Genomic DNA, 23,654 nt, shown 5'->3' with positions numbered 1-23,654 from the left:
GTCAGGCCCGGACGGCCGGCCCCGGCCCGGGGCGCGGCGAAGGGCCTGCCGGCGGGGTGCCGGGCCGGACGGACCCGCTGTCAACTCCGGTCGACGATGGTGACCGAGATGTCGCTGGACCAGGTGGCACCACTTTGCAGCAAGGGGGCCCTGCCGCGCTCGGGGCAGGTGGGTGAGGGTGCGCCGGGGATCACGTTGGCCGGTTCGATCGCGACGACGTAGGCCCGCTGATACCAGGGGAATTCGGCGCTGGCGTGGCACTCCTGCCACAGCCAGGCGTGCGGGAACACGCCGAGGTCCCATGCGACGCGGAGGCCGAAGCCCGCGCTGGGGCTGTCGATGGCGTACCAGCCCTCGGTGAAGTCGGTGAGGCAGGCGAAGACGGAGACCTGGCTGTGCGGACCGGGAACCCGGCGCAGGTCGACCGTGGCGCCGTCGTCGGTCGCCACCAGCGGGAAGGCGGCCAGGACGTCCGGAGGCAGGAGGGTGCCGGGCTGTTCGGCGTCGGTGAGGACGCTGCGGGCGGGCACGGTGAGCGTGGCCTTCCCGTCGATGAACGGCGCCCCGAAGCCGGGGTGTTGCACCCACATCACCGGGACCTGCTCGTCGCCCGTGTTCGTCACGGTGTCATGGACGTGAAGGGTCGCCCCCGCCACCCGCAGGGAGCGGGTCAGGTGCAGCGGAGCGGTCGTCAGGTGGGTGGTGAGCTCGGCGTGGGACTCGTCGGCGCGTTCGACCGACCAGTCGGCGATCGCGGCCTCGCCGTGGTAGCCGCGGCGGACACCGTCGACGGTTCGCTCGGCTCCCGCGTTGGGGACGAGTTGCTGCCAGCCGCCGCCGTACCGGGCGAGCCAGTCGACCTGGCTGTCGCCGGTCATCGGCGAGCCGGCCAGGTCGGGGCCGGCCCAGGGGCTGCGGAACAGCACGTCGACGCCACTGCGGCGGTCGACGAGTGCGGTGATGTCCGCCCCGTTGCCCGGAGTGACGTCCACGGTCAGCCGCTCGCTGTGCAGACGCAGCGTGTCGGGCATGAGGTCACCCTCCGAAACGGTGGGCCGGCAGGCCGGTGACGCCGAGGCCGCGCACGGCGAGAACCGAGCCGTCGAGCGCGTCCGGATCGAGGGCGAGACCCTCGCGGGCGGTGGTGACGTAGAGGACGTCGAGGCCCGAGCCGCCGAAGGCGCACGAGGACGGCTGCGTGACGGGCACGGGGATCTGCGTCAGCACCTCGCCCCCGGGTGAGAGTCGCACCAGGCGTCCCCCGCCCCACATCGCCACCCACAGGCATCCCTGTGCGTCGACGCTCATGCCGTCGGGTACGCCGTCGATGCCGGCGAAGCCGGACAGGACCCGGCGGTGGGCCAGGTGCGGGGCGTCGGGCAGGACGTCGAAGGCGTTCAACTCCCGGGCCGCGGTGTCGATGAGGTAGAAGGTGCGGCGGTCCGGGCTCCAGTCCATGCCGTTGGGCTGGGTGAGCCCTTCCAGGACCTGTTCGGACTGCCAGACGGGCCCCCCGCTCAGCAGGTGCAGCGCGCCGCGCCCGGCGGTGAAGTCGAGCGCGCAACTGCCCGACCACAGGCGACCACGGTGGTCGCACTTGGCGTCGTTCATGCGATCGTCCGGGCCGAGCACGCGCAGCCGGGTGGTCCAACTGCCGTCCGGCGCGACGTCGGTGAACCCCTCGCTGGTGGCCGTGACGAAGCCGCCGGCGGACTTCGGGACGGCGGCGCCGACGAACGTCGGCAAGGCGAGCGTCGCCGGACCGGGCGCGGTCGGATCGCTGGTGTGGATCCTCCCGGCAAGGATGTCCACCCAGTGCAGGCGGCCGGTCTCCTCATCCCAGAACGGGCCCTCTCCGACGCGTGCGGCGGCCGGGAACGCGATGCTGGTCTCGATGTCGTCAGTCATGGTGGGTCACTCCGGGAGGGCGACGGCGGCCTGGGCGAGCAGGCCGCCGTCGACGGGCAGGGCGATGCCGGTCACGAAGCTCGCGCGGTCGCTCGCGAGGAAGGCGATGGCTTCGGCGACCTCCTCGGCGCGGGCGACGCGGCCGAGCGGGTGGCTGCGCCCCCAGGTCGCGATCAACGACTCGGCCGTGTCGGGGTGGTCGGCGAGGCCGGCGGCGGAGGCACGCAACATAGGGGTGTCGACGGAGCCCGGGCAGACGGCGTTGGCCCGCACGCCATGCTGCGCTTCATCGACGGCAACGGAACGGGCCAGGGCGTTGAGGGCGCCTTTGCTCGCGGTGTAGGCGGCGACGTTCGTCTGGGTGACGAATGCCTGGACGGAGGAGACCAGCACGATGGAGCCGGCGCCCGAGGCGCGCAGGGCCGGCAGGGCGTGCTTGACGGCGTAGAAGGCGCCTCGCACGTTCACGTCCATGACTTCCTGCCAGCTCTCGGTGCTGGTGTCGGCGGCGGCGCCGTAGCGCTGGATCCCGGCACTGGTGACCAGGATGTCGAGGCGGCCGTGCCGGCGCATCACGCGGTCGACGACGGCGGCGACGGACTCCTCGTCGGTGACGTCGGCGGCCTCGTAGGTGAGGTCCGGGTCGGGTGTGTCGGGCGCGGCGAGCGCGGCACAGACCACGTTCGCACCGCGCGCCGTGAGGAGCTTGGCCGCGGCCAAGCCGATCCCGCTCGAACCGCCCGTGACCAGCGCGGTCCTGCCATCGAACTCCATCGGGTCCGTATCCTTCCGTGCTGCGGGACTTCGGGTGAGTCCGGGCCAGGGGATGGCCCGGGAGCTTCGCACCTCACCCGACCCGTGATGTGCCAGTTGTGTGTTCGGTCAGGTCACTTGTAGAGGGCGGTCTGGTTGTCGGCAAGGGTTGCCTTGGTGACGACGACCGGGACCAGCGGTTGCTCCTTCGGGAGGTCGTGCTTGCCACCCAGGTACTGCTTCGCGTTCTGTACGGCCAGTTGGCCGATGCGGTAGGGGTTCTGGGAGACGAGTGCGGTGAGTGTGCCGGCGTTGAGGTCGGTGACTTCTTGCGGTCCGGCGTCGTAGCCGAGGACTGCGATCTTGCCTTGTTTGCCGGCTGTTTGGATGGCGTTGGCGGCGCCTTCGGCGGTGATGACGTTGGAGGCGAAGATGGCGACGAGTTTGGGGTGGGCGGCGATCGCGGCCTGGACCAGGCTCGCGGCCTGGGTGGCGGAGTCCTGGCCGGCGTAGAGCTCGGGCAGTACGTGGTATTTGGTGTTGCCCGCGAAGGCTTGCTTGAAGCCCTTGTCGCGGTCGTCGATGGAGCTGACGCCGGGTTTGATGTGGACGAACACCACGTCGCCGCCGTTGGGTGCCTGCTTGATCAGTTCCTGGGCGCCGAGTTTGCCGCCGTCGACGGAGCTGGCCGCGATGGAGGTGAAGATCTTCTTGGAGTTGACGTCGTTGCCGGTCGTCATGACCGGGATGCCCTGGGCGATGGCGGCTTCGATGGGGCCGGCCAGCGCGTTCGCGTCGGTCGGGTCGATGACGATCGCGTCGGGCTTGCGCTGCACGACGGCCTGGAGCACCGGGATCTGCTCGGACGCCTGGAAGTCCGCCGATCCCTGGACGATCGCGGTCATACCCGCGGCCTTCGCGGCCGCCTTGAACCCCGCGGTCTCCGTCGAGTAATACGGATCGCAGGTACACCCCGGAATGAACGCGACGGTGTAGTGCTTGCCGCCACCACCGGAGGCGGTGGAGGTGCCGGAGCCGGACGAGGAGCATGCCGCGGAGGTCAGGGCGACCACAGCGGTCGTGGCCGCCAACGCGAGGCGGGTAACTCTATGGGACATGACGTACTCCGAGCTTCTGCTGTGAGCGGTGGAGGGGAACGGGGCGGAGGACCGGTGCGCCGGCCGGGCGCACCGGTCGTCAGGAGGCGCGTAGTTGCTGGCGGCGTTTGATGTCGTCGAACGCGACGGCGACGATGAGGATCGCGCCGATGGCCACGGTCTGCCAGAAGGGCTGGACGTTGATGATGACCAGGCCGTTGTTGAGCACGGCCGGGATCATGATCCCGACGGCGGTGCCGAAGAGCGTGCCTCGTCCACCGAACAGGCTGGCCCCGCCGATGATGACCGCGGCGATGGCGACGAGGTTGTCGCTGCTGTGGCCGCTGACCTCGGTGGTGGTGTAGCGGGCGACGTCGAGCAGCCCGGCGAGGCCCGCAAGGGCACCCATGATGACGAACAGCACGATCTGGTGCCGGGCGACCTTGATGCCGCTGCGACGCGCGCCCTCGGCGTTGGAGCCGATGGCGTAGGTGTAGCGGCCGAACTTCGTCTTGGCCAGCACCAGTCCGGCGACCAGTGTCACGGCAGCGGCGATCCACACCGGCAGGGGCAGCCCGAGTTCCTTGCGCAGGCCCAGGCCGGTGACGATCTGCGGTGGCAGGCCGGTGACGTCGGTGCCCTTGGTGATGACCTGGGCCAGGCCCATCGCCATGCCGAGCGTGCCGAGGGTGATGACGAACGAGGGGATCTTCAGCCGGGTCACGAGCACGCCGTTCAGCAGGCCCCAGGCCGCGCCGACCACGACGGCGACGACGATGCCGACGGTGATGGCCACCCACGCGTGGGGGTAGCCCGCGGCGGAGGAGCCGGCGAGCGCGACGATCACCTTGGCGGCGACGACCTCGCTGAACACCAGCACCGAGCCGATCGACAGGTCCAACTGGCCGCCGATGATGAGGAAGGCGGTCCCGACGGCGAGCAGCATCGTGCCGGAGGCATTGAAGAGGATGTTGCGGAAGTTGTCGGTGTTGAAGAAGGTCCCGCCCGCCTTGACCGAGAAGACCGCGACCAGGATCAGCAGCGCGAGGAAGACCCAGTTACCGGTCAGGGCGCCGGCCAGCCGGCGCGGCAGCGGCAGATCTTCGGCGCCGGCCGTGGACACTTGGGCGGTCGAGCTGTTCGAGGTCATGCCGTCCTCCCCTGGGGGTCGGTGGGGGTGCTGGGCGCGGCGCCGGTGATGGCGGCGACGATCCCGTCGTGCGAGGTCGTGGCCGGGGACAGCGTCGCGGCGGCGGTGCCCAGACGGAGCACCACGATCCGGTCGGCCACATCGAAGACGAACGGCACGCTGTGGCTGATGACGATGACGGCGATGCCCTGGTCCCGGGTGCGCTTGATGAGCCGGGCCACCTGTTCGGTCTGGACCAGGCCGAGGGCGGCGGTGGGCTCGTCCATGATGACCAGCTCGCGCGCCCACTTCCCGGCACGTGCGATCGCCACGCTCTGGCGCTGGCCGCCCGAGAACATGCGCACCGGGGCCCTGTAGTCGGGGATGCGGGTGCCGAGGTCACGCAGGTAGTCCTCGGCCTCGGTCTGCATCCGCCTGACGTCCAGGACGCCGAGGCGACCGAGCATGCCGGGCTTCTTGTACTCGCGGCCCAGGAACAGGTTGGCCGGGGCGGACAGGTCGTCGGCGAGGGCGAGGTCCTGGTAGACGGTCTCGATCCCGGCCGACCGGGCGTCCGAGGGGCTGGCGAAGTTGACCTTCTGACCGCGGACGCGCAGCTCACCGCCGTCGGGCGCCAGCGCGCCGGAAAGGATCTTGATCAGAGTCGACTTGCCCGCGCCGTTGTCGCCCATCAGGGCCACGACTTCGCCCGGGGCGACCTCCAACGACACGTCGGTCAGCGCGGTGACGTGACCGAAGCGCTTGGAGATGCCGGTGGCCGAAAGGACCGGTGTTCCTGCGTCCTTGGGGGCGGCGGGTGGTGTCGTATTCGACAGATCCATCGACACGAGTCCTCCTCTCTTGTTGGCGACTCGGATGCTCTGCAGTGGTCGTCGTGCTTCCGGTCGTGATCCGCAAGCAGTGTGACCGTAGCCACGCTTGCATACAAGTACGCCAGTATGCAAGGATTCTTTTCGTGAAACCAGATCGAGACTTTGGGATGCAGACGCTCGCATCCGTGGGCAGAAGTCGCGTCCGGCAACGGACGTCCGACCGCGTCTACGACGAACTCGCGTCGGCCATCCGCGACCTCCGGATACCGCCGGGGGCCGCTCTGTCCGAGACCGAGCTGGCCGAGCGACTCCATGTCAGCCGCACCCCGCTGCGCGAGGCGATCGCCCGGCTCGCGGAAGCCGGAATGGTGTCCGTGGTCCCGCAGGTGGGGACGCGGGTCGAACTGATCCGGCTCAGCGACGTGGAACAGGCGCGGTTCATCAGGGAGAGCCTGGAGACCGCCGCCTTCTCCGCCGCATGCGAGAAGCCGGACCGGGACGTCAGCGTCCTGCGCGCACTGCTGGTGGAGCAGGAGCACTGCCACCGGACCCACGATCTGGACGGATTCTTCGCCGCCGACGAGGCGCTGCACGGGCAGCTCTTCGCGCTCAGCGGTTACCACACGGCCTGGCAGGTCATCCAGCCGTTGAAGATGCACCTCGACCGCTTGCGTCGGCTCAGCCTGCCCGACCCGGACACCGTGCTGGGCCTGATCGACGAACACACGGCCATCGTCGACGCATTGGAGGCCGGCGACGCCCCAGGCGGCCGGGCGCACATCCGCCGCCATGCCCACCGCGTTCTGGACAGCGGCCCGCAGTTGCGGGCCCAACACCCGGGGTACTTCAGCGAATGAGCACCGATCACGATTCCCACGACACGCCCACGCGCGACCCGGTCGGGTACCTGTACCGGGAGTCCCTGCTCCAACCGCCGCGCGTGATCCCCCTGTCCGGCGGTGTCTCCGGGGAGACCCTGCTCGTCGAGGCCGCGCCTGCTCGCCTGGTGATCAAACGGGCACTCAGCCGGCTACTGGTGGCCGGGCACTGGACGGCCAAGCCCGAACGGGCCATGACCGAGGCCGCCGCCCTGGAACTGCTGCACGGCCTGACCCCGCAGTACACGCCGCAACTGGTGCACGCCGACGCCGAGCAGCACACGATCGTGATGACCGCCGCGCCGGCCGACTGGCTCTCCTGGAAGAGCGTCCTGCTCGGCGAGGCATCCGATCCCGCAAACGGCACCGCCGCGACGGCACGGACCCTCGGCACCGTGCTCGGCACCTGGCAGGACCGCACCTGGGAAGCCGCGCACGTGGCCGCTCGTTTCGACGACTACGAGGCGCTGGACCAGCTACGCCTGGACCCCTTCCACGGCGCGGTCGCCGCCGCCCACCCCGACGTTGCCGAGCGTGTCGTCGACCTGGCCGCCGAACTGCGCGGCCGGCGCGACTGCCTGGTCCACGGTGACTTCTCCCCCAAGAACGTCCTGGTCGGTCCGGACGGGCTGATGGTGCTCGACTTCGAGGTCGCCCACGTCGGCGCGGCCGTCTTCGACCTCGCCTTCCTCCAGTGCCATCTCGCCTTGAAGGCGATGCACCTGCCGCACCGGGCACTGGAGTTCGCGTCCGCCGCGGAGCAGTTCCTGGACGCGCACCGGGCCATCCTCGACTCGGGCCGGCGGCCGCCGGTGGAGCGAATCGGCTGGCACACCGCCTGCCTGCTGCTCGCCCGGGTCGACGGCCTGTCACCTGCTGGATACCTGGACCCGGCGACCGCCGCGAAGGTACGAATCCTGGCCCTCGACCTGCTCCGGGCAGACGACCCGGCGATCGAGGAAGTCTGGGCGAAGATCACGGAGAACAGATGCTGATCACGAATGTAGACGCCTGGGAGGCCCTCGACTCGCGCGGGCGCCCCACGGTCGCCGCACGAGTCGACCTCCAAGGCGGCGCCCAGGGAGTCGCCCTGGTGCCTTCCGGCGCCTCGGCGGGCTCGCACGAGGCAGTGGAGTTGCGGGACGGCGGTGAACGATACGGCGGACGCGGCGTCCGCACGGCCGTCGGCCACGTCACCGACATCCTCGCGCCGTTGGTGACGGGCCTGGCCCCCGACCAGGTGGACGCGGCACTGCGCGCGGCCGACCCGTCCCCTTCCTTCGCCGGTGTGGGAGCCAACGCCGTCCTGTCCGTATCCCTCGCCGCCCAGCGTGCCGCGGCTGCCGCCCACGGCACCTCGCTGGCCCGCTACCTGGCCGCCGACACCGGGCCCTTGCTGCTGCCCATGCCCATGGTCAACGTCCTGTCCGGCGGGGCCCACGCCGGCCGGATGCTCGACGTCCAGGACTTCCTGGCCGTCCCGGTAGGCGCGACGAGCTTCGCCCAGGCCGTCGAATGGGCGGTCGCCGTCCGCGAAGCGGCCACCCGGCTGGCGCTGGCACGCGGCCACGCCCAGGCCGCGCTCGTGGCCGACGAGGGCGGCCTCGGCCTTCCGCTGGGGACCAATCGTGCGGCGCTCGACCTGCTCACCGAGGCGATCCAGGCGGCCGGCTTCACACCCGGAACGGACGTCGCGATCGCGATCGACGTGGCCGCCACGCAGTTCTTCCACGACGGCCGCTACCGACTGGCCCTTGAGCAGCGGGAGCTGACGGCCTCGGCGCTGATCGCCGAGATCGCCGACTGGTGCGACCGCTACCCCGTGATCTCGGTCGAGGACGCCCTCGCCGAGGACGACTGGGAGGGCTGGCAGGAAGCCACCGCAGTACTCGGCGAGCGCGTCGAACTCGTCGGCGACGACCTGTTCGTCACCTCCGTCGAGCGGCTGCGGCGCGGTATCACCGACGGCGTCGCCAACTCCGTGCTGGTCAAGGTGAACCAGAACGGACTGGTCAGCAGTTCCCGCTCGGTCGTGGAACTGGCCCGCACCGCGGGATACCGAACCGTGGTCTCCGCCCGCTCCGGAGAGACCGAGGACAGCTGGCTCGCCGATCTGGCCGTCGGCTGGCGCGCCGGCCAGATCAAGGTCGGCTCGACCCACCGGTCCGAGCGCACCGCCAAGTGGAACCGCCTGCTGGAACTTGAGGCGACCGAGGAAACCGTCTTCGCCGGGCCGTGGCCGGGCGGACGACCTGGGAGGGAAACCGTATGAGCACGCAATTCGACGGACGCACTGTCATCGTCACCGGGGCCGGCTCCGGCATCGGCCGCGAGATGGCTCGCCTGTTCCACGCCGAGGGCGCCCGCGTCTACGCCGCGGACCTCGCCCCCGACGACGTTCCGGAGGGCACCACGCCGCTGCGCGTCGACGTCACCGACGCCGATTCGGTTTCGGCGGGCCTGGCAAAGGCCCTGGACGAGACCGGTCGGATCGATGTCCTCTGCAACAACGCCGGCGCATCCTCCACCACCGACCCGATCGCCTGCTCGGTCGAGGAGTGGGACCGGGTCTTCGCGGTCAACGCCCGCGGCGTCTTCCTCGGCACCAAGTTCGCGCTGCCCACCATGCTGGCGCAGAGCTACGGGGTCATCGTCAACACCGCCTCGGCCGCCGGGCTCATCGGTCTCAAGGACCGCGCCGCCTACTGCGCCAGCAAGGGCGCGGTCGTCGCTTTCACCAAGCAGGTCGCCGTGCAGTACGCGGGCACCGGCATCCGCTGCAACTCGATCTGTCCCGGCACCGTCGACTCGCCGTGGGTGGGGCGCCTGCTCGCCGCCGCCGACGACCCCGAGCAGGCCCGCGCGGGTCTTGTCGCCCGTCAGCCCATGGGGCGCCTGGGACAGCCCGACGAGATCGCCCAGGCCGCCCTCTACCTGGCCTCCGACGCCGCCTCGTTCATCACCGGCACCGAACTCGTGCTGGACGGCGGCCTGCTGGCCGGCTGACCGGACTCCCGCGATCCCCACCCGTACCGCTCGACCCTGTAGACGGAGTTCACATGCGATTGATGCGCCTCGGCGCCCCCGGCGCGGAGATACCCGTCGTGCTCACCCCGGACGGTGAGCACCTCGACCTGCGTCAGCTGACCCCCGACATCGACGGCGCCTTCCTGGCGGGCGACGGCCCGGCCCGGGTCCGGGCGGCGCTCGCCGCGGGCACCCTTCCGCCGGTCCCGGCCGGGATGCGCGTCGGCGCACCCATCGCCCGCCCCGGTGTGGTGCTGTGCATCGGCATGAACTACGCCGCCCACGCCGCCGAGACCGGAGCCGCTCCGCCGCCGCACCCGGTGATGTTCTACAAGGCACCGAACACCGTGGTCGGCCCCTACGACGACATCCTCCTTCCGCGCGGATCGAGCAAGACGGACTGGGAGGTGGAACTCGCCGTCGTCATCGGCCGCCGAGCCCGCTACCTGGACTCACCCGACCAAGCCCTCGACCACATCGCGGGATACGCCGTCTCCAACGACCTGTCCGAGCGCGAGTTCCAGATGGAGATCAGCGGAGGCCAGTGGTCCAAGGGCAAGAGCTGTGAGACCTTCAACCCGCTCGGCCCCTGGCTCGTCACGCCCGACGAGTTGCCCGACCCCCAGGCGTTGGGGTTGCGCTCCTGGGTCAACGGCGAAGTTCGGCAGAACTCCACGACGGCCGACATGGTCTTCAGCATCGCCACGCTGATCTACCAGCTCAGCCAGGTCACCGTGCTCGAACCCGGCGACCTCGTCAACACCGGCACCCCGGAGGGCGTAGCGGCCTCCGGCCGGTTCCCCTACCTCGGCGAAGGCGATGGCGTCGAGGTCGAGATCGACGGCCTCGGCCGGCAGAGCCAGAAGGCGGTGCGGGCATGACGATCCGGCTCTCCCTCGGCCACATCGACGTCTACGACGACCGGACGGCCACCTTCGCCCACCAACTCGGTCTGACCAGCGTGCAGTTCCACACCCCGAACCTGCTCCCGGGCGAACAGGGGTTCTGGAGCCTGGAAGAGCTGCGAGCGCTGCGCGAGCGCTGCGACGGCGACGGCCTGACCGTCGACGGGCTGGAGAACGTCCCCCTCGCCCACTTCTGGAAGATCCAGCGCGGGCTACCCGGCCGGGACGAGCAGATCGCCAACTACCGCAGAACCATCCGCAACATGGCGGCGGCCGGTTTCGACCTGCTCGGCTACAACTGGCTGCCCACCTTCGTCTGGCGCACCGACATGAAGGCTGCCGGCCGCGGCGGCGCCAAGGTCACCGCCTTCGACCTCGCCGAAGTGGGCGCCGGCAACGCCCTCGCGTCCTACCGGCTCTCGCCGACCGCACCGCTCGAAGAGCCTCTGACGGCCGAACAGATGTGGGCCAACCACCAGTACTTCCTCGACGCGGTCCTCCCCGTCGCCGAAGAGGTCGGCGTGCGTCTGGCACTGCACCCCGACGACCCGCCGGTCGACGAGCCGCTCGGCGGCGCCGCCCGCATCTTCACCTCGCCCGGCTCCCTCGTGGCCGCCCGTGCGCAGGCCAAGGAGAGCCCCTCGTGGGGGGTGAACTTCTGCCTCGGCACGGTGTCCGAGATGGGTGGCGAGGATGCGGTCAACGAGGTCATCGACACCCTCGGGCCCGTCGGTGCGATCTTCTACGTCCACTTCCGCGACGTCCAGGGCACGGTCCCCGCCTTCCGCGAGTGCTTCCTCGGCGAGGGCAACTACCACCCGGCCCGGGTGATCCGCCGGCTCCACGACGCGGGTTTCGACGGCTTCCTGATCGACGATCACGTGCCGGCCATGATCGGCGACCGCGACACCTGGATGGACACCTCCTCCGAGGCATACTGCAGTCGCGGGCGCGCCCACGCACTCGGCTATCTCCAGGGCATCCTCAACGCGCTCGACCTCGACTGAAAACCTGCCGGGCGACCTCCGCCCGGCAGGCTCTCGGGCCGACCCGCAGAACGGCATGCCTCACCCGACGATGTCAGGGAGGGGCTCGTCCGGAGACGCCCGTACTACCGTCCCGCTCGTAGCGAGCGGGACGGCCGGCAGCCCCGACGGCTCCACCATCGGAGCTCGTACCCGAGTGTCTACGCGACCCTACTGCGGTCACCGGTTCGGGGCTGCCGGCCGTCCACAGCGGGCGTCCACAGCGGGCGGACGGCGCCGGTCGCGACGCCGTACGCGGGCAGGCGGGTGTCCGTCGTGGACGCCAGGGGGAGACTCGCCTACGCTGCCGCGGCTCCGCGTCACCAGCCTTCCTCGCCGTATCCGACGCCCGGGGCCGTGGGGGCGTGCACCATCCCGTCGGCACTCACCGCGGGCTCGCGTACGACGGGGTTGGAGTAGACGAGGGACTCGTAGTACGTGGTGTTCGCGATCGCCATGCACAAGTGGGCGTTGACGATGCCCGATCCGTGCACCTCGGCCCGCAGTTGGAAACTGTCGGCGAGGTGGGCGATCCTGAGCGCACCGGTGACGCCGCCCTTGTACTGCGCACTCGTCCGGACGTAGCCCGCCGCGCCGGCCGCGATGAAGTCCGCCGCGTTCAGGTGCACGCCGTCCGACGTCTCCGCGACGAGCAGGGGGACGCGGACCCGTTCGCCGAGCCATCGGTACGAGGTGACGCTGAACTCCCGCATCGGCTCCTCGTACCAGGTGTAACCGGCCTCCTCCAGCGCCCGGCCCAGGTAGACCGCGTCGGCCAGGTCGAAGCCGGCCGAGCCGTCGTACATCAGCGGCACCGCGTCACCGACATGGGCGCGCAACTTCTGGCACAGCTCGGCGTCCGCACGGGCGTCGCCCCAGGCATGCAGCTTGACGGCGGAGTAGCCCGCCGCCAGGCACTGGTCGGCGACGTCGAGGTACTCCGCCACGCTGGAGAACGTGACCGTGCTCGCGTAGGCGGGCAACGCCTCGCGGTACGAACCGAGCAGACGGTACAGCGGCACTTCCGCGGCCTTCGCCGCGATGTCCCACAGGGCGACGTCGACCAGTCCGAGCGCGTAGATCGGAAACTCCTCTATCCGGTCGAGCTCCCACAGGCGGTGCCAGAGCAGCTCGCGGGCGAGCGCGTCCCGGCCCAGCAGGTCCGCACGGATCCGGCGCTCCACGAGGTCGGCCACGATGAGGCCGCGCCGGGTGTGCGCCTCTCCCACCAGGCCGTCGTCGGTGTGGATGCGCAGGATGCCGCCGGTCACCGGACCCTCGGAGCCCGGCAGCCCGTGGCGCCAGCGGAACGGCGGCTGCGCGGGCAGATCGACGAGTTCCACCGTGACATCAGTGATACGCATGGCCATCCTTCGGGTCCGTGGAATCGGGTGGATCGAATGCAATCGGGTGGAATCGGGTGGATCAGGAAGAGGCGTCGTCGGGAAGGAGTCGCTTGCGGATCTCCCGCTGGAACTGACTGACCGTCATGTCGATGTGCTCGGCCATCAGCGACTCCACCCGCTCCTCGTCCCCCGAAGTGATGGCCTCCCCGATCGCCAGGTGCTGTTCGGCGGCCACGACGAGCGACCCGCCCGCGACGCCGGCCAGCCCTATGACGCTGACCTGCCGCTGCAGCCGTTGCACCGAGTCGACCGTCGCGGCGAAGAACACGTTCGACGCCGCCGTGCCGACCGCGGCGTGGAACGCCTCGTCGGCCCGGCTGAAGCCCTCCACGCCGCCGTCCAGCGCCGCCGTCATCGACTGAGCGGCCGCCTCGCGGATCGCCTTGACCTGCGCGGGAGTTGCCCGCTGCGCGGCCAGACGCGCCATCGCGGTCTCCAGGTGACGGCGGAACTCGAACATCTCGTCCACCTGCCGCAGATCGGCCGGCAGGAACCGGGAGAACGACTCCTGCCACTTCGCGCTCTCCGGTTCGGCGACATAGATGCCGCGCCCCTTCTGCACGGACAGCCGCCCCACCGCGGAGAGGATCTTCACCGCTTCCCTGACCACCGTCCGGCTCATCTCGACGGCGTCGGCCAGGTCCTTCTCGGTGGGCAGCCGGGTACCGGGGGCGAGCCGCTCCTTGACGATGTACTCAAGGATGCGTTCGGCCGCGATCTCGTAGCCGGGACGGTACCCGCCCGCGCTGCCCGCCGAACGGCCTGCGGATGACGGTTCTGACGTCAAGTCGTGCTCCCTCGCATCTTCCGGGTTGTTCGCGACCCCAGTATCACCCGGCACCTCCCGCCTGCACCCAATGTTTCTGCTCTATTCATTGACTCAGGAGGGAACTTAATCACATCTAAGACCTTGACGCGATGGGTCGGGCGCACCACACTCAGTCTCGCTCCGAGCGAGCTGCAACGGCCCACCCTCGCGATCATCCGAGGGAAAATCGACCTCGCCCAGGCGTGAACAGCGCGCCTATCCAGGGCGCTTGCAACCGGTTCCGAGAACGTGCCCCAGCGATGTTTCCGATACATCTCGACCGTTCCATGCACGAAAGGCGCCAGCCATGCGTACTCGATCAGTCAGACGTCCGCGCTTCGCCCGGCGATCCGCAACCCGTTGGGGCGCTCTTCTCGCGATCTCCGGCCTGCTCATGGGCTCGGCCGCCTGCGGCGGGGGCGGAGGAAGCAGCGACGGCAAGGTCGATCTGAGCTACCGCATCTGGGACAGCAGCCAGCAGCCGGCCATGCAGCGCATCGTCGACGCGTTCGAGGCGGCCCACCCGAAGATCCACATCTCCATCCAGCTCACCGCGAGCCAGGAGTTCTGGACCAAGCTCCAGGCGGACGCCACCAGCGGGAGCGCGCCCGACGTGTTCTGGATGAACGGCCCCCACGCCCAGCTCTACGCCTCGAACAACATACTGCTGCCGCTCGACGACCAGCTCAAGCAGGACGGCTTGAGCATGAAGAACTACCCCGCGAGCCTGGTCTCCCTCTACAACTACCACGGCAAGCAGTACGGCGTGCCGAAGGACTTCGACACCGTGGGCCTCTGGTACAACAAGAAGCTCTTCGACGCCGCCGGGGTGAAGTACCCGGACAACACCTGGAACTGGCAGACCCTCTCCGACGCGGCCCACAAGCTCACCGACTCCTCGAAGGGCGTCTACGGCATCCTGGCGCCGCCCTTCGGCCAGGAGAACTACTACGACACCATCTACCAGGCCGGCGGACACGTCATCTCGCCCGACGGCAAGTCCTCCGGCTACGACCAGCCGGCCGCGATCAGCGGGCTGCGGTTCTGGACGGACCTGATCAAGCAGGGCTCCTCTCCTTCGCTGAAGTCGATGACGGACACCTACCCTGCCCAGCTGTTCGAGTCCGGCAAGATCGCCATGTACTACGGCGGCTCATGGAACACGCTGGAGTTCGCCAAGAACGACACCATCAAGAACGACGTCGACGTGACCGTGCTGCCCCAGGGCGCCAAACGCGCCTCCATCATCCATGGACTCGCCAACGTCGCCTACGCCAGGACGAAACATCCCAAGGAGGCCGCGGAGTTCGTCGCGTACCTCGGCTCGCAGCAGGCCGCGCAGACCGAGGCGAAGTACGGCGGCGTCATCCCGGCCTACAACGGCACCCAGAAGGAATGGGTGACGGCCACCCCCCAGTTCCACCTGCAGTCGTTCCTCGACGAGGTGCCGTACGCGGTGCCGCTGCCGACGTCCGAGAACAGCGACGCCTGGCAGTCCCAGGAGCCCACGGTCTTCGCGCCGGCCTGGTCGGGCTCGAAGGACGTCGGTGACACGGCCCGGCAGATGGCCAAGCTGATGAACAAGGCGCTGAGCAAGGAGCAGTGAGGTGACCATGGCCAGAACCGTCTCCGCACCACGCTCCACCCGGGGCAGCGGTCCCCGCCGCCCGCTCCGCGCCGTCGCACGCCGCGGTCTCCAGCACCGGGGCGAGCACCTGTGGGCCTACCTCATGGTCGCGCCCATGCTCATCGGGCTGTCGGTCTTCTACCTGTGGCCCATCGTCCAGACCTTCTACTACAGCTTCACCAAGTCGGGGCCGTTCGGCGGGCACCACTGGATCGGAGCGGCCAACTACCACGCTTTGGTGCACGAGTCGTCGGTGGGCCAGTCCGTGGTCAACACGCTGCTCTACACCGGCTTCCAGCTCGCGGGCATCCCGCTCGCCGTCATAGTCGCCGCACTGCTCAACCAGCGTGGGCTGCGGGGGCGTTCGATCTACCGGGCGCTGTACTTCCTGCCGGTCGTCACCATGCCGGTGGCCATCGCCATGCTGTGGCGATGGATCTACGACGGCGACTTCGGCCTGCTGAACTTCCTGCTGGCCAAGGTCGGCATCCCCGGCCAGTACTGGGCCTCGGACCCCTCCCTCGCCCTGTACGGGCTGGCGGCCATCGGTATCTGGATGTCCCTCGGCTACAACATGGTGATCTTCCTGGCCGGTCTCCAGGGCATTCCGTCGGAGTACTACGAAGCCGCCACGATGGACGGTGCCGGCCCGATACGGATGTTCTTCCGGATCACGGTGCCGCTGCTGAGCCCCAGCATCTTCTTCGCGACCGTGCTGACGGTGATCAACTCACTGCAGATGTTCGATCTCGCCTACATGATGATGAGCACTCCCGGCGGCGCGGCGGGCACGGCGAATCCGGCGCTCCCCCGGGTCCGGACCATCTCGTACCTCTTCTACCAGAAGGCGTTCGTCGAGCACGACATCGGTTTCGGTGCCGCCGTCGCGTTCGTGCTGGTCGGCTTCATCCTCCTGATGACGTTCGTCCAGTTCCGGCTCCAGAAGAGGTGGGTGCACTATGCCTGACAACTCTGCTTCCGGCCGGCCGCTGAGCCGCCACGCCCGGACGATCGCCACCCACACCGTTCTGATCGTCGGCGCCGTCATCATGCTCGGGCCGTTCGTGTGGGAGGCGCTCACCTCGCTCAAGACCTTCAGCGAGACCACGCACGTCCCCCTCACCTTCCTGCCCGACAAGTGGCAGTGGTCCAACTACAGCCGGGTCTTCGACGTCCTGCCCTTCCGGCAGATGTTCGTCAACTCCGTCGCCATGACCATCGGCCGCACCGCCGGCCAGCTGGTGTTCTCCTCGCTCGCGGCCTACGCGTTCGCCCGGCTCCGCTTCCGCGGCAGCAACCTGCTGTTCAGCCTGTTCCTGTCGGTCCTGATGGTGCCGGGTCTGCTGTTCCTGATCCCGCAGTACGTCATCATCGAGCACCTGGGCTGGCTGAACTCGCTACAGGGCCTGACCGTTCCCGGGATGTTCAGCGCGTTCGGCACGTTCCTGCTGCGCCAGTTCTTCCTGGCGCTGCCCAAGGACGTCGAGGAGGCCGCCCGCCTCGACGGCGCCAACCCGCTCCGGGTGTTCTGGCACATCGCCCTGCCGCTGGCCCGGCCGGGCCTGCTGGCCCTGACCATCCTCACCGCCCTGTGGTCGTGGAACGACCTCATGTACCCGCTCGTCATCAGCACCGACCCCTCGAAGATGACGCTGTCGGCCGGCCTGGCCACTCTCCAGGGCGAGCACAAGACCGACTACTCGCTCCTCATGGCGGGCTCCATCATGGCGACCGCACCGATGATCATCGTCTTCATCCTTCTGCAACGGCACTTCATCCGGGGCATCGCGTTCACCGGAAGCAAGGGTTAGCACCCCTCCCTGCACGGTTTGCCCCTGACCAGCACCACTCCACCCCGTACGGCGAAAGGACTCCGGCATGAACGACCTCAGCCTCGGTGTGATCGGCCTGGGCGTACGCAGCGACCTCGTCGACCTCGCTCACCGGCCGGAAGCGGGGTCCCGGATCGTCGCCTGTTGCGACCGCGACCCGGTACAGCTGCGGAAGACGCGCGACCGGTTCGGTCCCGGCGTACGCGCCGTGACCGACCATCGCGATCTGCTGCGGGCCGACCTCGACGGCGTCTTCGTCCTCACCCCGGACCACACCCACGAGGCGATCGGCCTGGACTTCCTGCGGGCCGGGGTCCCGGTGTTCCTGGACAAGCCGCTCGCCATCACCACCGCGGCGTGCGACCGGCTGCTGGCCGCCGCCCGGGAGTTCGGGACACCGCTCTACGTCGGCCACAACATGCGGCACATGCCGGTCATCACCACCATCCGCCAGGTCATCGCCGAGGGTCGCATCGGTGCGGTGAAGGCGATCTGGTGCCGTCACTTCGTGGGCCACGGCGGGGACTTCTACTTCAAGGACTGGCACGCCGACCGGCGGAACACCACCGGACTCCTGCTCCAGAAGGGAGCGCATGATATCGATGTCATCCACTGGCTGGCCGGCGGATACTCCCGTCGCGTGAACGCCATGGGCGGGCTGACGGTCTACGGGACCATCGACTCCCGCCGGGAGCGCACCGGGGAACGCATGACGGACTGGATCGCGCCGGACAAGAACTGGCCGCCGCTCAGCCTGCGCGACCTCAATCCGGTCGTCGACGTCGAGGACCTGAGCATGATGCAGATGCAGCTGGACAACGGCGTGTTCGCCAGCTATCAGCAGTGCCACTTCACCCCGGACTACTGGCGCAACTACACGGTCATCGGCACCGAGGGACGGCTGGAGAACTTCGGCGACGGCGAGGGCGCGGTCGTCAAGGTGTGGAACCACCGGTCGGACTACCGGGCGGACGCCGACATCACGGTGCCTGTCCGGACTCCGCCAGGCACGCACGGCGGGGCGGACCCCGTACTGGTCCAGGAGTTCCTGCGGTTCCTCGCCGAAGGCGGGACCACCGTCACCTCCCCGGTCGCCGCGCGCGAGGCGGTCGCCGCCGGATACGCCGCCACCGTCTCCCTGCGCAACGGGGGGCAGGTGGTCGAAGTGCCGCCGCCCGACCCCGCCACCGCCGCGTACTTCGACGGCGGCCAGGCCAGGCCCCACTCGGGGCAACCGCACACCGGAGATCCGGCAGCAGGGAACTGAACCGGAGTCGGCGGCCGGCCGCCGCCGGTCGCCGCCGGCCGCCGAATGCTGCTGCTGCTGCCCGCAACATCCCGTCCGGCCTGACCGTCATCACCTGCGGACACGTCCCACCCCACTCGCCCGTGCACTGCGGTAGCCCGGTCCCAAGCCATGCGCCGGCGCTCGGCCCCGTCCCGCACGCCCGCTTCGCACCCGGATTCACGTATCCCGCCCAGTAGAGGAGACCTCGTGGGAAAGCGACGAAGCACGATTTCGAGAGCAGCGGCGCCGGTGCTGGTGCTCGCGATGGCGGCGACCTTCGCGCCCGCCGCACATGCCGCGTCCAGCGCGAGCCGGTTCACCATTCAGGCGGGTTCGCTGCGCATCGGCCTGGACGCCACGGGCACGGTCACGAGCCTGCTCGACCCGGCACATGACCGGAACTACGCCGACACCCAGCACAAGACCCCGCTGATCAGGCTCGTCGTCGACGGCGCCGAGCAGAAGCCCACCGCCCTGTCGTACAACGCGGCGAAGTCGACCTACACCTTCACCTTCGGCGGGAAGAACATCAAGGTCGGCGTCAAGGTCGCCGCCGGCGCCGGCTACTCCACGCTCGAGGTGACCAGCCTCGACGCCCCCTCCGGAGTGGACGTACAGACTCTGCTGTGGGGCCCGATCACCACCAGCATCACCCAGACCGTCGGCGAGACCGTCGGCGTGGTGCACGACGACGACTTCGCGATCGGCATCCACGAGCTCAACGACAAGACGGTCGGCGGCTGGCCCGACGAGTACGACGCGCTGAGCTACCCCGACGGGCCGCCCAAGGTCGGTGTGCCGGCCAGTTGGGCCTTCGGCTGGTTCAGCGCCTCCCAGACCGACTGGGGCAGCATCCTTCAGGCGTACACGTACGACTACACCAAGACCCGCCACCGGTACGTGGGTTGGGGAGACAGCCACGAGCCGAACGAGCCGGTCCCTCCGTTGAGCGGTTCGGACGCGCTGATCAAGGGCTCGAAGATCGCCCTGTTCGGCACCGCGCCCGGCGATGTCCTCAACACCCTCTCGCACATCGAGACCGGACAGGGGCTGCCGCACACGAAGGTCGACGGCCAGTGGGAGAAGACCTCACAGGGCGCGTCCCAGTCCTTCCTGGTGCTCAGCGACCTCGACACCGCCGATGTCACGGACGCCGACAAGTACGCCGGCAAGGGCGGGATGCGGTATGTCTACTCGCTGCCGGGCGCGGACGGACCATGGCAGTCCGCGGGGCACTACCAGTTCGACTCCGCCTTCGGCGGCTCGGACGCCGGAGCCACCGGGCTGGCCGCTACGGCAGCTACCGGCGGGGAACGGGTGGGCGTGCACACGCTCTCCAATCTGGTCGACACCAATGACCCGTACGTGACACCGACCCCCGATCCGGGGTTGGCGACGATGGGCTCGGTCAAGCTGACCAGGCCACTGGATGCCTCGTCGAAGGCGGTGTACGTCGACTCCGACACCATCTTCACCGGCGGGAGCGAGAACGTCCTGCGAGTGGGGGACGAACTGCTGAACTTCGGCGCGGTGACCAAGGTGCCAGGCGCCACGAACGAGTACGAGGTCACCATCGACTCCCGCGCCATGTGGGGGACGACCGCGGCGTCGTACCCGGCCGGCACCGACCTGACCCGGATGCAGCGCTACGCCTACGGCGAGTTCGTCGCCGGAATGCCGATGATCCCCGAGGTGGCCGGCCGGCTCGCGCAGATCTTCAACACCACCGGGATCAAGGCCATGTCCTTCGACGGCCTGGAGACCGGCACCCTGGCCGGCTACGGAACGTTCGCGACCAACAAGCTGGTCAACGGCATGTACCGGAAGATCGACTCCACCGACGACTTCATCTCCGAGGCCAGCAACGTCCTTCCGGGCACCTGGGACGCGACCGGTCGGGCGAGCTGGGGAGAGACCTGCTGCACCAGCTTGCAGGAGCGCTACGACCACCAGTCCTACTACCAGCGCAACTACCTTCCCCAGATGATGGGTTGGGTCTCCTACAGTCCGAGCGACTCGGTCCTCTCCCAGGAGTGGCAGCTCTCCAAGATGGCCGCCTTCAACGCCGGTGCCGGACTACAGGCCAGTGTCTCGGCGCTCAAGTCGAGCGGCAACACCGACCAGGTCCTGGGCGCCTGGAAGGAGTGGGAGGCCGCCCGCAACGCGCACGCCTTCACCCCGGCGCAGATGACGGCCATGCAGGACCCTAACTCCTACTGGCACCTGGAGACCGTACAACCGGGCAAGGAGTGGAATCTCTACAACGTCGAGTACCCCGCCGACGCCCTCACCGCGCCGAGCGACGGCACCACCAGCACATGGAAGTACACCAACACCCACGACGCGCAGCCCCTGCAGTTCCAACTCCAGGCATCCGGCGGCAGCGTCACCAACCCGTCCATCACCCTGAACGGCAAGACCGTCACCTTCCCCACCACCGTCCCCTCCGACGGATACCTCGTCGCCGACGGCACCACCACCGCCAAGGTCTACGACAAAACCTGGCACCAACTCAGCACCGTCACCGCCCAGGGCACCGCCACCTACACCACCGGCGACCAGAACATCAGCTACACCGCAACCGGCACCAACGGCTCCACCGCCAACATCCGCTTCCTCACCTACAGCGCACCCCAGCACGTCAAGGCCCCCGTGACGATGGACGCCCCGACCACCGTCCAGCGCGGCGGCACCGCCACCGTGACCACCAGCTACACCAACACCGGCACGACCACCCTCCACCACACCTCCCTGTCCCTCGTCGCACCCAAGGGCTGGACCGCCAAGCCCACCACCGGCGCCGGCACCCGCAGCCTCGCCCCCGGCAAGACCCTCACCACCACCTGGCACCTCACACCCCCCACCGACGTCAAACCCGGCACCAACTCCCTGGTGACACAGACGACCTACGACGGCGCCAGGACCAGCACCGAAACCACCACACAGATCGCGGTACCCGACCCCGTCGCCATCACCACGCCCACGCTCGCCAAGGCCGGCACCACCGCCACCGGCTGAGGGAACTCGCAGTACTGCGCAACAGGCCGGCGAGGTGGTCCAAGACGCCGCCCTGCACGGTGAGTCGGGGACGCCGTTCGCAGCAGGCTCATGGCGAGCCCGAGCCGTTGACGGCTGCGGGATACACCTTCGTCGGAAAGCAACGTCATCTATCGAGACAGCTGGGAGTGAACCATGGAAAGACGTCAATTCCTGATCGCCAGCACGCTGAGTTCACTGGCCGCGATGACCGTCACGGGCGGCACCGCGTACGGATCGACGACGGGCAGCGGTCACTCGTTCGGCTTCGCCGCAGACGGAAGCCAGTTCCTCCTCGACGGAAATCCGTTCCAGATCCGCAGTGGCGAGATGCATCCGGCGCGGATCCCGGTGCAGTACTGGCAGCATCGAATCCGGATGGCCAAGGCCATGGGAATGAACACCATCTCGTTGTACCTGATGTGGAACTACCTCGAGGAGCGGCCCGGGGTCTTCGACTTCCACACGGACCGCCGGAACTTCGAGGCGTTCATCCGGCTGTGTCAGGCCGAGGGCATGTGGGTGCTGCTCCGGCCCGGTCCGTACGTGTGCGGTGAGTGGGATCTGGGCGGCCTTCCGTCGTACCTGCTACGGGATCCGGACATCGAGCTCCGGGTCAAGACCGCCGACGATCCGCGCTTCATGGCGGCGGCGAGCCGCTACATCGCCCGGCTGGCTCCGCGGATCAGGCGGCTGATGGTGGCCAACGGGGGGCCGATCCTGATGATTCAGGTCGAAAACGAGTACTACTTCGACAACGAGTACCTCCAAGAAATCCGGCAGTTGTGGCTCGACAACGGGGTCAACGGTCCCTTCTATCTCGAAGGGGTCGAGTGGGCGCTGGAATCGGACAACGGGTACCACACGGACCTGCCAGGCGCCGCTGTGGCTCTCAGCGGCGGTGACGCATCGCAGATCGCGGCCGCCCGGCGTGCGTACCCGGCCGTCCCGGCGATGGCGGGAGAGGTGTATCCGGGGGCGATGTCCCACTGGGGCGACGGCGGATTCCCGGGCGGGGACATCTCCGGAAGTCTGCAGGATTTCATGGATGGCGGGCTGTCATTCAATCTGTACATGATCCACGGCGGGACCAGTTTCGGCTTCTTCGCCGGCGCAAACGAGCCCGACGCGTATCAGCCGCAGATCACGAGCTATGACTTCGGTGCACCGATATCCGAGCAGGGCGTGGCCACGGCACAGTACGCCAAGTACCGCAGCCTGATCGGCGGCTATCTGAAGGCTCCCCTCCCAGATATTCCCGCGCCGATCCCCACGGTCAGCGAGATGTCGTTCACCCCTGCACCGTACGCGTCGCTGTGGGAGAATCTCCCTCCTGCTCTTCCTGCGAAACTGACGGTCGATCCGCAGCCGTTCGAAATGTACGGCCAGAACTCCGGCTTCATCATGTACCGAAAGAAGCTCGCGGGCTATTCCGGGGGGACGCTCGACATCCAGAAGGTGCACGACTACGCCACCGTGTTCCTTGCCGACAACTACGTCGGCGGCATGTCCCGGCCGGTGCTACCGGATGCGCTCGCGAGCGAGTTGCACATGACCAACAACAACGACCCTCTTCCGCTGCCCTCGTCCGCCCAGGTCGGCGACGATCCGGTTCTCGACATCCTCGTCGAGGGAATGGGACGGGTCAATGTCAACCCCGGAATGATCGACCGAAAGGGAATCACGGAGTCGGTCGCCATCCGTGACGCCGGCGCCCTGACCGGCGAGTTGGCCGATTGGGAGGTTTTCCTGCTGCCCATGGACGGTCGCTTCGTCCACGGTCTGAAGCCTCGTCTGCGTCAGCCGGATCGACCTGGGATCTTCTTCCGGGCGATGGTCGAGCTGAATTCGGTGGGCGACACCTACCTCGACCTTTCACAGTGGACGAAAGGCGTGGTCTGGGTCAACGGCAACAACCTCGGCCGGTATTGGAGGGTCGGCCCGCAACAGCGCCTTTACTGCCCGGCTCCCTGGCTCAAGCAGGGACACAACGAGATCGTCATTCTCGATCTGCATCAGACCCGGCCCGCACCGGTCTCCCTCGAAAGAAGCCTGCACTGACCACCGGCGTTCGGCTGCTCGGCGAGAGCCGGCAGCGCCTG

The 23,654-nt window shown here is 68.8% G+C and carries 20 protein-coding genes; 12 read left to right on the top strand and 8 right to left on the bottom strand.

The genetic code is table 11. The features are described from left to right. Positions 1 to 80: 80 nt before the first annotated feature. The 6 genes from AC13HU_RS00710 to AC13HU_RS00685 form a co-directional block, all read right to left on the bottom strand. Positions 81 to 1,031, bottom strand: coding sequence for an aldose 1-epimerase (locus tag AC13HU_RS00710; RefSeq protein WP_483039688.1), 951 nt, complete (start codon positions 1,029 to 1,031; stop codon positions 81 to 83). Positions 1,032 to 1,035: 4 nt separating this feature from the next. Beyond that, positions 1,036 to 1,908, bottom strand: a complete 873-nt coding sequence (locus AC13HU_RS00705; RefSeq protein WP_483039687.1) for an SMP-30/gluconolactonase/LRE family protein — start codon at positions 1,906 to 1,908, stop codon at positions 1,036 to 1,038. 6 nt (positions 1,909 to 1,914) lie between these two features. Further along, positions 1,915 to 2,682, bottom strand: a complete 768-nt coding sequence (locus AC13HU_RS00700) for an SDR family oxidoreductase (RefSeq protein WP_483039686.1) — start codon at positions 2,680 to 2,682, stop codon at positions 1,915 to 1,917. A gap of 113 nt (positions 2,683 to 2,795) precedes the next feature. Next, a complete protein-coding gene (locus AC13HU_RS00695; protein WP_483039685.1) occupies positions 2,796 to 3,779 on the bottom strand; it encodes a substrate-binding domain-containing protein in 984 nt (327 codons plus the stop codon). Positions 3,780 to 3,858: 79 nt separating this feature from the next. Then, positions 3,859 to 4,908 carry an ABC transporter permease gene (locus AC13HU_RS00690; RefSeq protein WP_483039684.1) on the bottom strand — a complete coding sequence of 350 codons (1,050 nt, stop codon included), beginning with the start codon at positions 4,906 to 4,908 and terminating at the stop codon, positions 3,859 to 3,861. Then, entirely contained in the window at positions 4,905 to 5,729 is an 825-nt protein-coding gene (locus AC13HU_RS00685; protein ID WP_483039683.1) for an ATP-binding cassette domain-containing protein, read from the bottom strand. The genes AC13HU_RS00690 and AC13HU_RS00685 overlap by 4 nt, the downstream gene beginning before the upstream one ends. Before the next feature lie 176 nt (positions 5,730 to 5,905). Here AC13HU_RS00685 and AC13HU_RS00680 point away from each other — a divergent pair, with 176 nt between their 5' ends. The 6 genes from AC13HU_RS00680 to AC13HU_RS00655 are packed head-to-tail and all read left to right on the top strand — an operon-like array spanning position 5,906 to position 11,537. Further along, positions 5,906 to 6,577: a GntR family transcriptional regulator gene (locus tag AC13HU_RS00680; protein ID WP_483039682.1), complete on the top strand. Its 672-nt coding sequence runs from the start codon at positions 5,906 to 5,908 to the stop codon at positions 6,575 to 6,577. Continuing rightward, entirely contained in the window at positions 6,574 to 7,593 is a 1,020-nt protein-coding gene (locus AC13HU_RS00675; RefSeq protein WP_483039681.1) for a phosphotransferase family protein, read from the top strand. The genes AC13HU_RS00680 and AC13HU_RS00675 overlap by 4 nt, the downstream gene beginning before the upstream one ends. Then, the gene (gene eno / locus AC13HU_RS00670) at positions 7,587 to 8,870 is read left to right on the top strand and encodes a phosphopyruvate hydratase (RefSeq protein WP_483039680.1); all 1,284 of its coding nucleotides are present in this window, start codon (positions 7,587 to 7,589) and stop codon (positions 8,868 to 8,870) included. The genes AC13HU_RS00675 and eno overlap by 7 nt, the downstream gene beginning before the upstream one ends. Further along, positions 8,867 to 9,604 carry an SDR family NAD(P)-dependent oxidoreductase gene (locus AC13HU_RS00665; RefSeq protein WP_483039679.1) on the top strand — a complete coding sequence of 246 codons (738 nt, stop codon included), beginning with the start codon at positions 8,867 to 8,869 and terminating at the stop codon, positions 9,602 to 9,604. Before eno ends, AC13HU_RS00665 begins: the two co-directional genes overlap by 4 nt. 53 nt (positions 9,605 to 9,657) lie before the next feature. Next, positions 9,658 to 10,506 (top strand): fumarylacetoacetate hydrolase family protein, encoded by an 849-nt coding sequence (locus tag AC13HU_RS00660; protein ID WP_483039678.1) that lies wholly within the window; start codon positions 9,658 to 9,660, stop codon positions 10,504 to 10,506. Then, the gene (locus tag AC13HU_RS00655) at positions 10,503 to 11,537 is read left to right on the top strand and encodes a mannonate dehydratase (RefSeq protein ID WP_483039677.1); all 1,035 of its coding nucleotides are present in this window, start codon (positions 10,503 to 10,505) and stop codon (positions 11,535 to 11,537) included. The genes AC13HU_RS00660 and AC13HU_RS00655 overlap by 4 nt, the downstream gene beginning before the upstream one ends. A gap of 338 nt (positions 11,538 to 11,875) precedes the next feature. Here the strand turns inward: AC13HU_RS00655 and AC13HU_RS00650 are convergent, their stop codons facing one another. Continuing rightward, a complete protein-coding gene (locus AC13HU_RS00650; RefSeq protein ID WP_483039676.1) occupies positions 11,876 to 12,919 on the bottom strand; it encodes an enolase C-terminal domain-like protein in 1,044 nt (347 codons plus the stop codon). A gap of 61 nt (positions 12,920 to 12,980) precedes the next feature. Beyond that, positions 12,981 to 13,748 carry a FadR/GntR family transcriptional regulator gene (locus AC13HU_RS00645; RefSeq protein WP_483039675.1) on the bottom strand — a complete coding sequence of 256 codons (768 nt, stop codon included), beginning with the start codon at positions 13,746 to 13,748 and terminating at the stop codon, positions 12,981 to 12,983. Between the two features lie 328 nt (positions 13,749 to 14,076). On the opposite strand from AC13HU_RS00645, the gene AC13HU_RS00640 reads away from it, so the two are divergent. The 6 genes from AC13HU_RS00640 to AC13HU_RS00615 all read left to right on the top strand — a co-directional run bounded on the left by AC13HU_RS00640 (position 14,077) and on the right by AC13HU_RS00615 (position 23,613). Further along, complete coding sequence (locus AC13HU_RS00640; RefSeq protein ID WP_483039674.1) at positions 14,077 to 15,375, top strand: ABC transporter substrate-binding protein; 1,299 nt, start codon at positions 14,077 to 14,079, stop codon at positions 15,373 to 15,375. Between the two features lie 7 nt (positions 15,376 to 15,382). Beyond that, complete coding sequence (locus AC13HU_RS00635) at positions 15,383 to 16,363, top strand: carbohydrate ABC transporter permease (RefSeq protein ID WP_483039693.1); 981 nt, start codon at positions 15,383 to 15,385, stop codon at positions 16,361 to 16,363. After that, positions 16,356 to 17,207, top strand: a complete 852-nt coding sequence (locus AC13HU_RS00630) for a carbohydrate ABC transporter permease (RefSeq protein WP_483039673.1) — start codon at positions 16,356 to 16,358, stop codon at positions 17,205 to 17,207. The genes AC13HU_RS00635 and AC13HU_RS00630 overlap by 8 nt, the downstream gene beginning before the upstream one ends. A 67-nt stretch (positions 17,208 to 17,274) precedes the next feature. Beyond that, positions 17,275 to 18,495 (top strand): Gfo/Idh/MocA family protein, encoded by a 1,221-nt coding sequence (locus tag AC13HU_RS00625; RefSeq protein ID WP_483039672.1) that lies wholly within the window; start codon positions 17,275 to 17,277, stop codon positions 18,493 to 18,495. A 228-nt stretch (positions 18,496 to 18,723) separates the two neighbouring features. Continuing rightward, entirely contained in the window at positions 18,724 to 21,534 is a 2,811-nt protein-coding gene (locus AC13HU_RS00620) for an NEW3 domain-containing protein (RefSeq protein ID WP_483039671.1), read from the top strand. Positions 21,535 to 21,708: 174 nt separating this feature from the next. Further along, positions 21,709 to 23,613: a beta-galactosidase gene (locus AC13HU_RS00615; RefSeq protein WP_483039670.1), complete on the top strand. Its 1,905-nt coding sequence runs from the start codon at positions 21,709 to 21,711 to the stop codon at positions 23,611 to 23,613. Positions 23,614 to 23,654 lie beyond the last annotated feature (41 nt).

This window comes from Streptomyces sp. NH27 (assembly GCF_056859195.1).
The sequence above is the reverse complement of the archived record's forward strand: the minus strand, read 5'-3'. Positions and strand labels throughout refer to the sequence as shown.

What these genes read in the sequence shown, in the direction of transcription:
- AC13HU_RS00710 (WP_483039688.1), bottom strand. Translation starts at nt 1,031, where the DNA reads ATGCCCGACACGCTGCGTCTGCACAGCGAGCGGCTGACCGTGGACGTC.
- AC13HU_RS00705 (WP_483039687.1), bottom strand. Translation starts at nt 1,908, where the DNA reads ATGACTGACGACATCGAGACCAGCATCGCGTTCCCGGCCGCCGCACGC.
- AC13HU_RS00700 (WP_483039686.1), bottom strand. Translation starts at nt 2,682, where the DNA reads ATGGAGTTCGATGGCAGGACCGCGCTGGTCACGGGCGGTTCGAGCGGG.
- AC13HU_RS00695 (WP_483039685.1), bottom strand. Translation starts at nt 3,779, where the DNA reads ATGTCCCATAGAGTTACCCGCCTCGCGTTGGCGGCCACGACCGCTGTG.
- AC13HU_RS00690 (WP_483039684.1), bottom strand. Translation starts at nt 4,908, where the DNA reads ATGACCTCGAACAGCTCGACCGCCCAAGTGTCCACGGCCGGCGCCGAA.
- AC13HU_RS00685 (WP_483039683.1), bottom strand. Translation starts at nt 5,729, where the DNA reads ATGGATCTGTCGAATACGACACCACCCGCCGCCCCCAAGGACGCAGGA.
- AC13HU_RS00675 (WP_483039681.1), top strand. Translation starts at nt 6,574, where the DNA reads ATGAGCACCGATCACGATTCCCACGACACGCCCACGCGCGACCCGGTC.
- eno (WP_483039680.1), top strand. Translation starts at nt 7,587, where the DNA reads ATGCTGATCACGAATGTAGACGCCTGGGAGGCCCTCGACTCGCGCGGG.
- AC13HU_RS00665 (WP_483039679.1), top strand. Translation starts at nt 8,867, where the DNA reads ATGAGCACGCAATTCGACGGACGCACTGTCATCGTCACCGGGGCCGGC.
- AC13HU_RS00660 (WP_483039678.1), top strand. Translation starts at nt 9,658, where the DNA reads ATGCGATTGATGCGCCTCGGCGCCCCCGGCGCGGAGATACCCGTCGTG.
- AC13HU_RS00655 (WP_483039677.1), top strand. Translation starts at nt 10,503, where the DNA reads ATGACGATCCGGCTCTCCCTCGGCCACATCGACGTCTACGACGACCGG.
- AC13HU_RS00650 (WP_483039676.1), bottom strand. Translation starts at nt 12,919, where the DNA reads ATGCGTATCACTGATGTCACGGTGGAACTCGTCGATCTGCCCGCGCAG.
- AC13HU_RS00640 (WP_483039674.1), top strand. Translation starts at nt 14,077, where the DNA reads ATGCGTACTCGATCAGTCAGACGTCCGCGCTTCGCCCGGCGATCCGCA.
- AC13HU_RS00635 (WP_483039693.1), top strand. Translation starts at nt 15,383, where the DNA reads ATGGCCAGAACCGTCTCCGCACCACGCTCCACCCGGGGCAGCGGTCCC.
- AC13HU_RS00630 (WP_483039673.1), top strand. Translation starts at nt 16,356, where the DNA reads ATGCCTGACAACTCTGCTTCCGGCCGGCCGCTGAGCCGCCACGCCCGG.
- AC13HU_RS00625 (WP_483039672.1), top strand. Translation starts at nt 17,275, where the DNA reads ATGAACGACCTCAGCCTCGGTGTGATCGGCCTGGGCGTACGCAGCGAC.
- AC13HU_RS00615 (WP_483039670.1), top strand. Translation starts at nt 21,709, where the DNA reads ATGGAAAGACGTCAATTCCTGATCGCCAGCACGCTGAGTTCACTGGCC.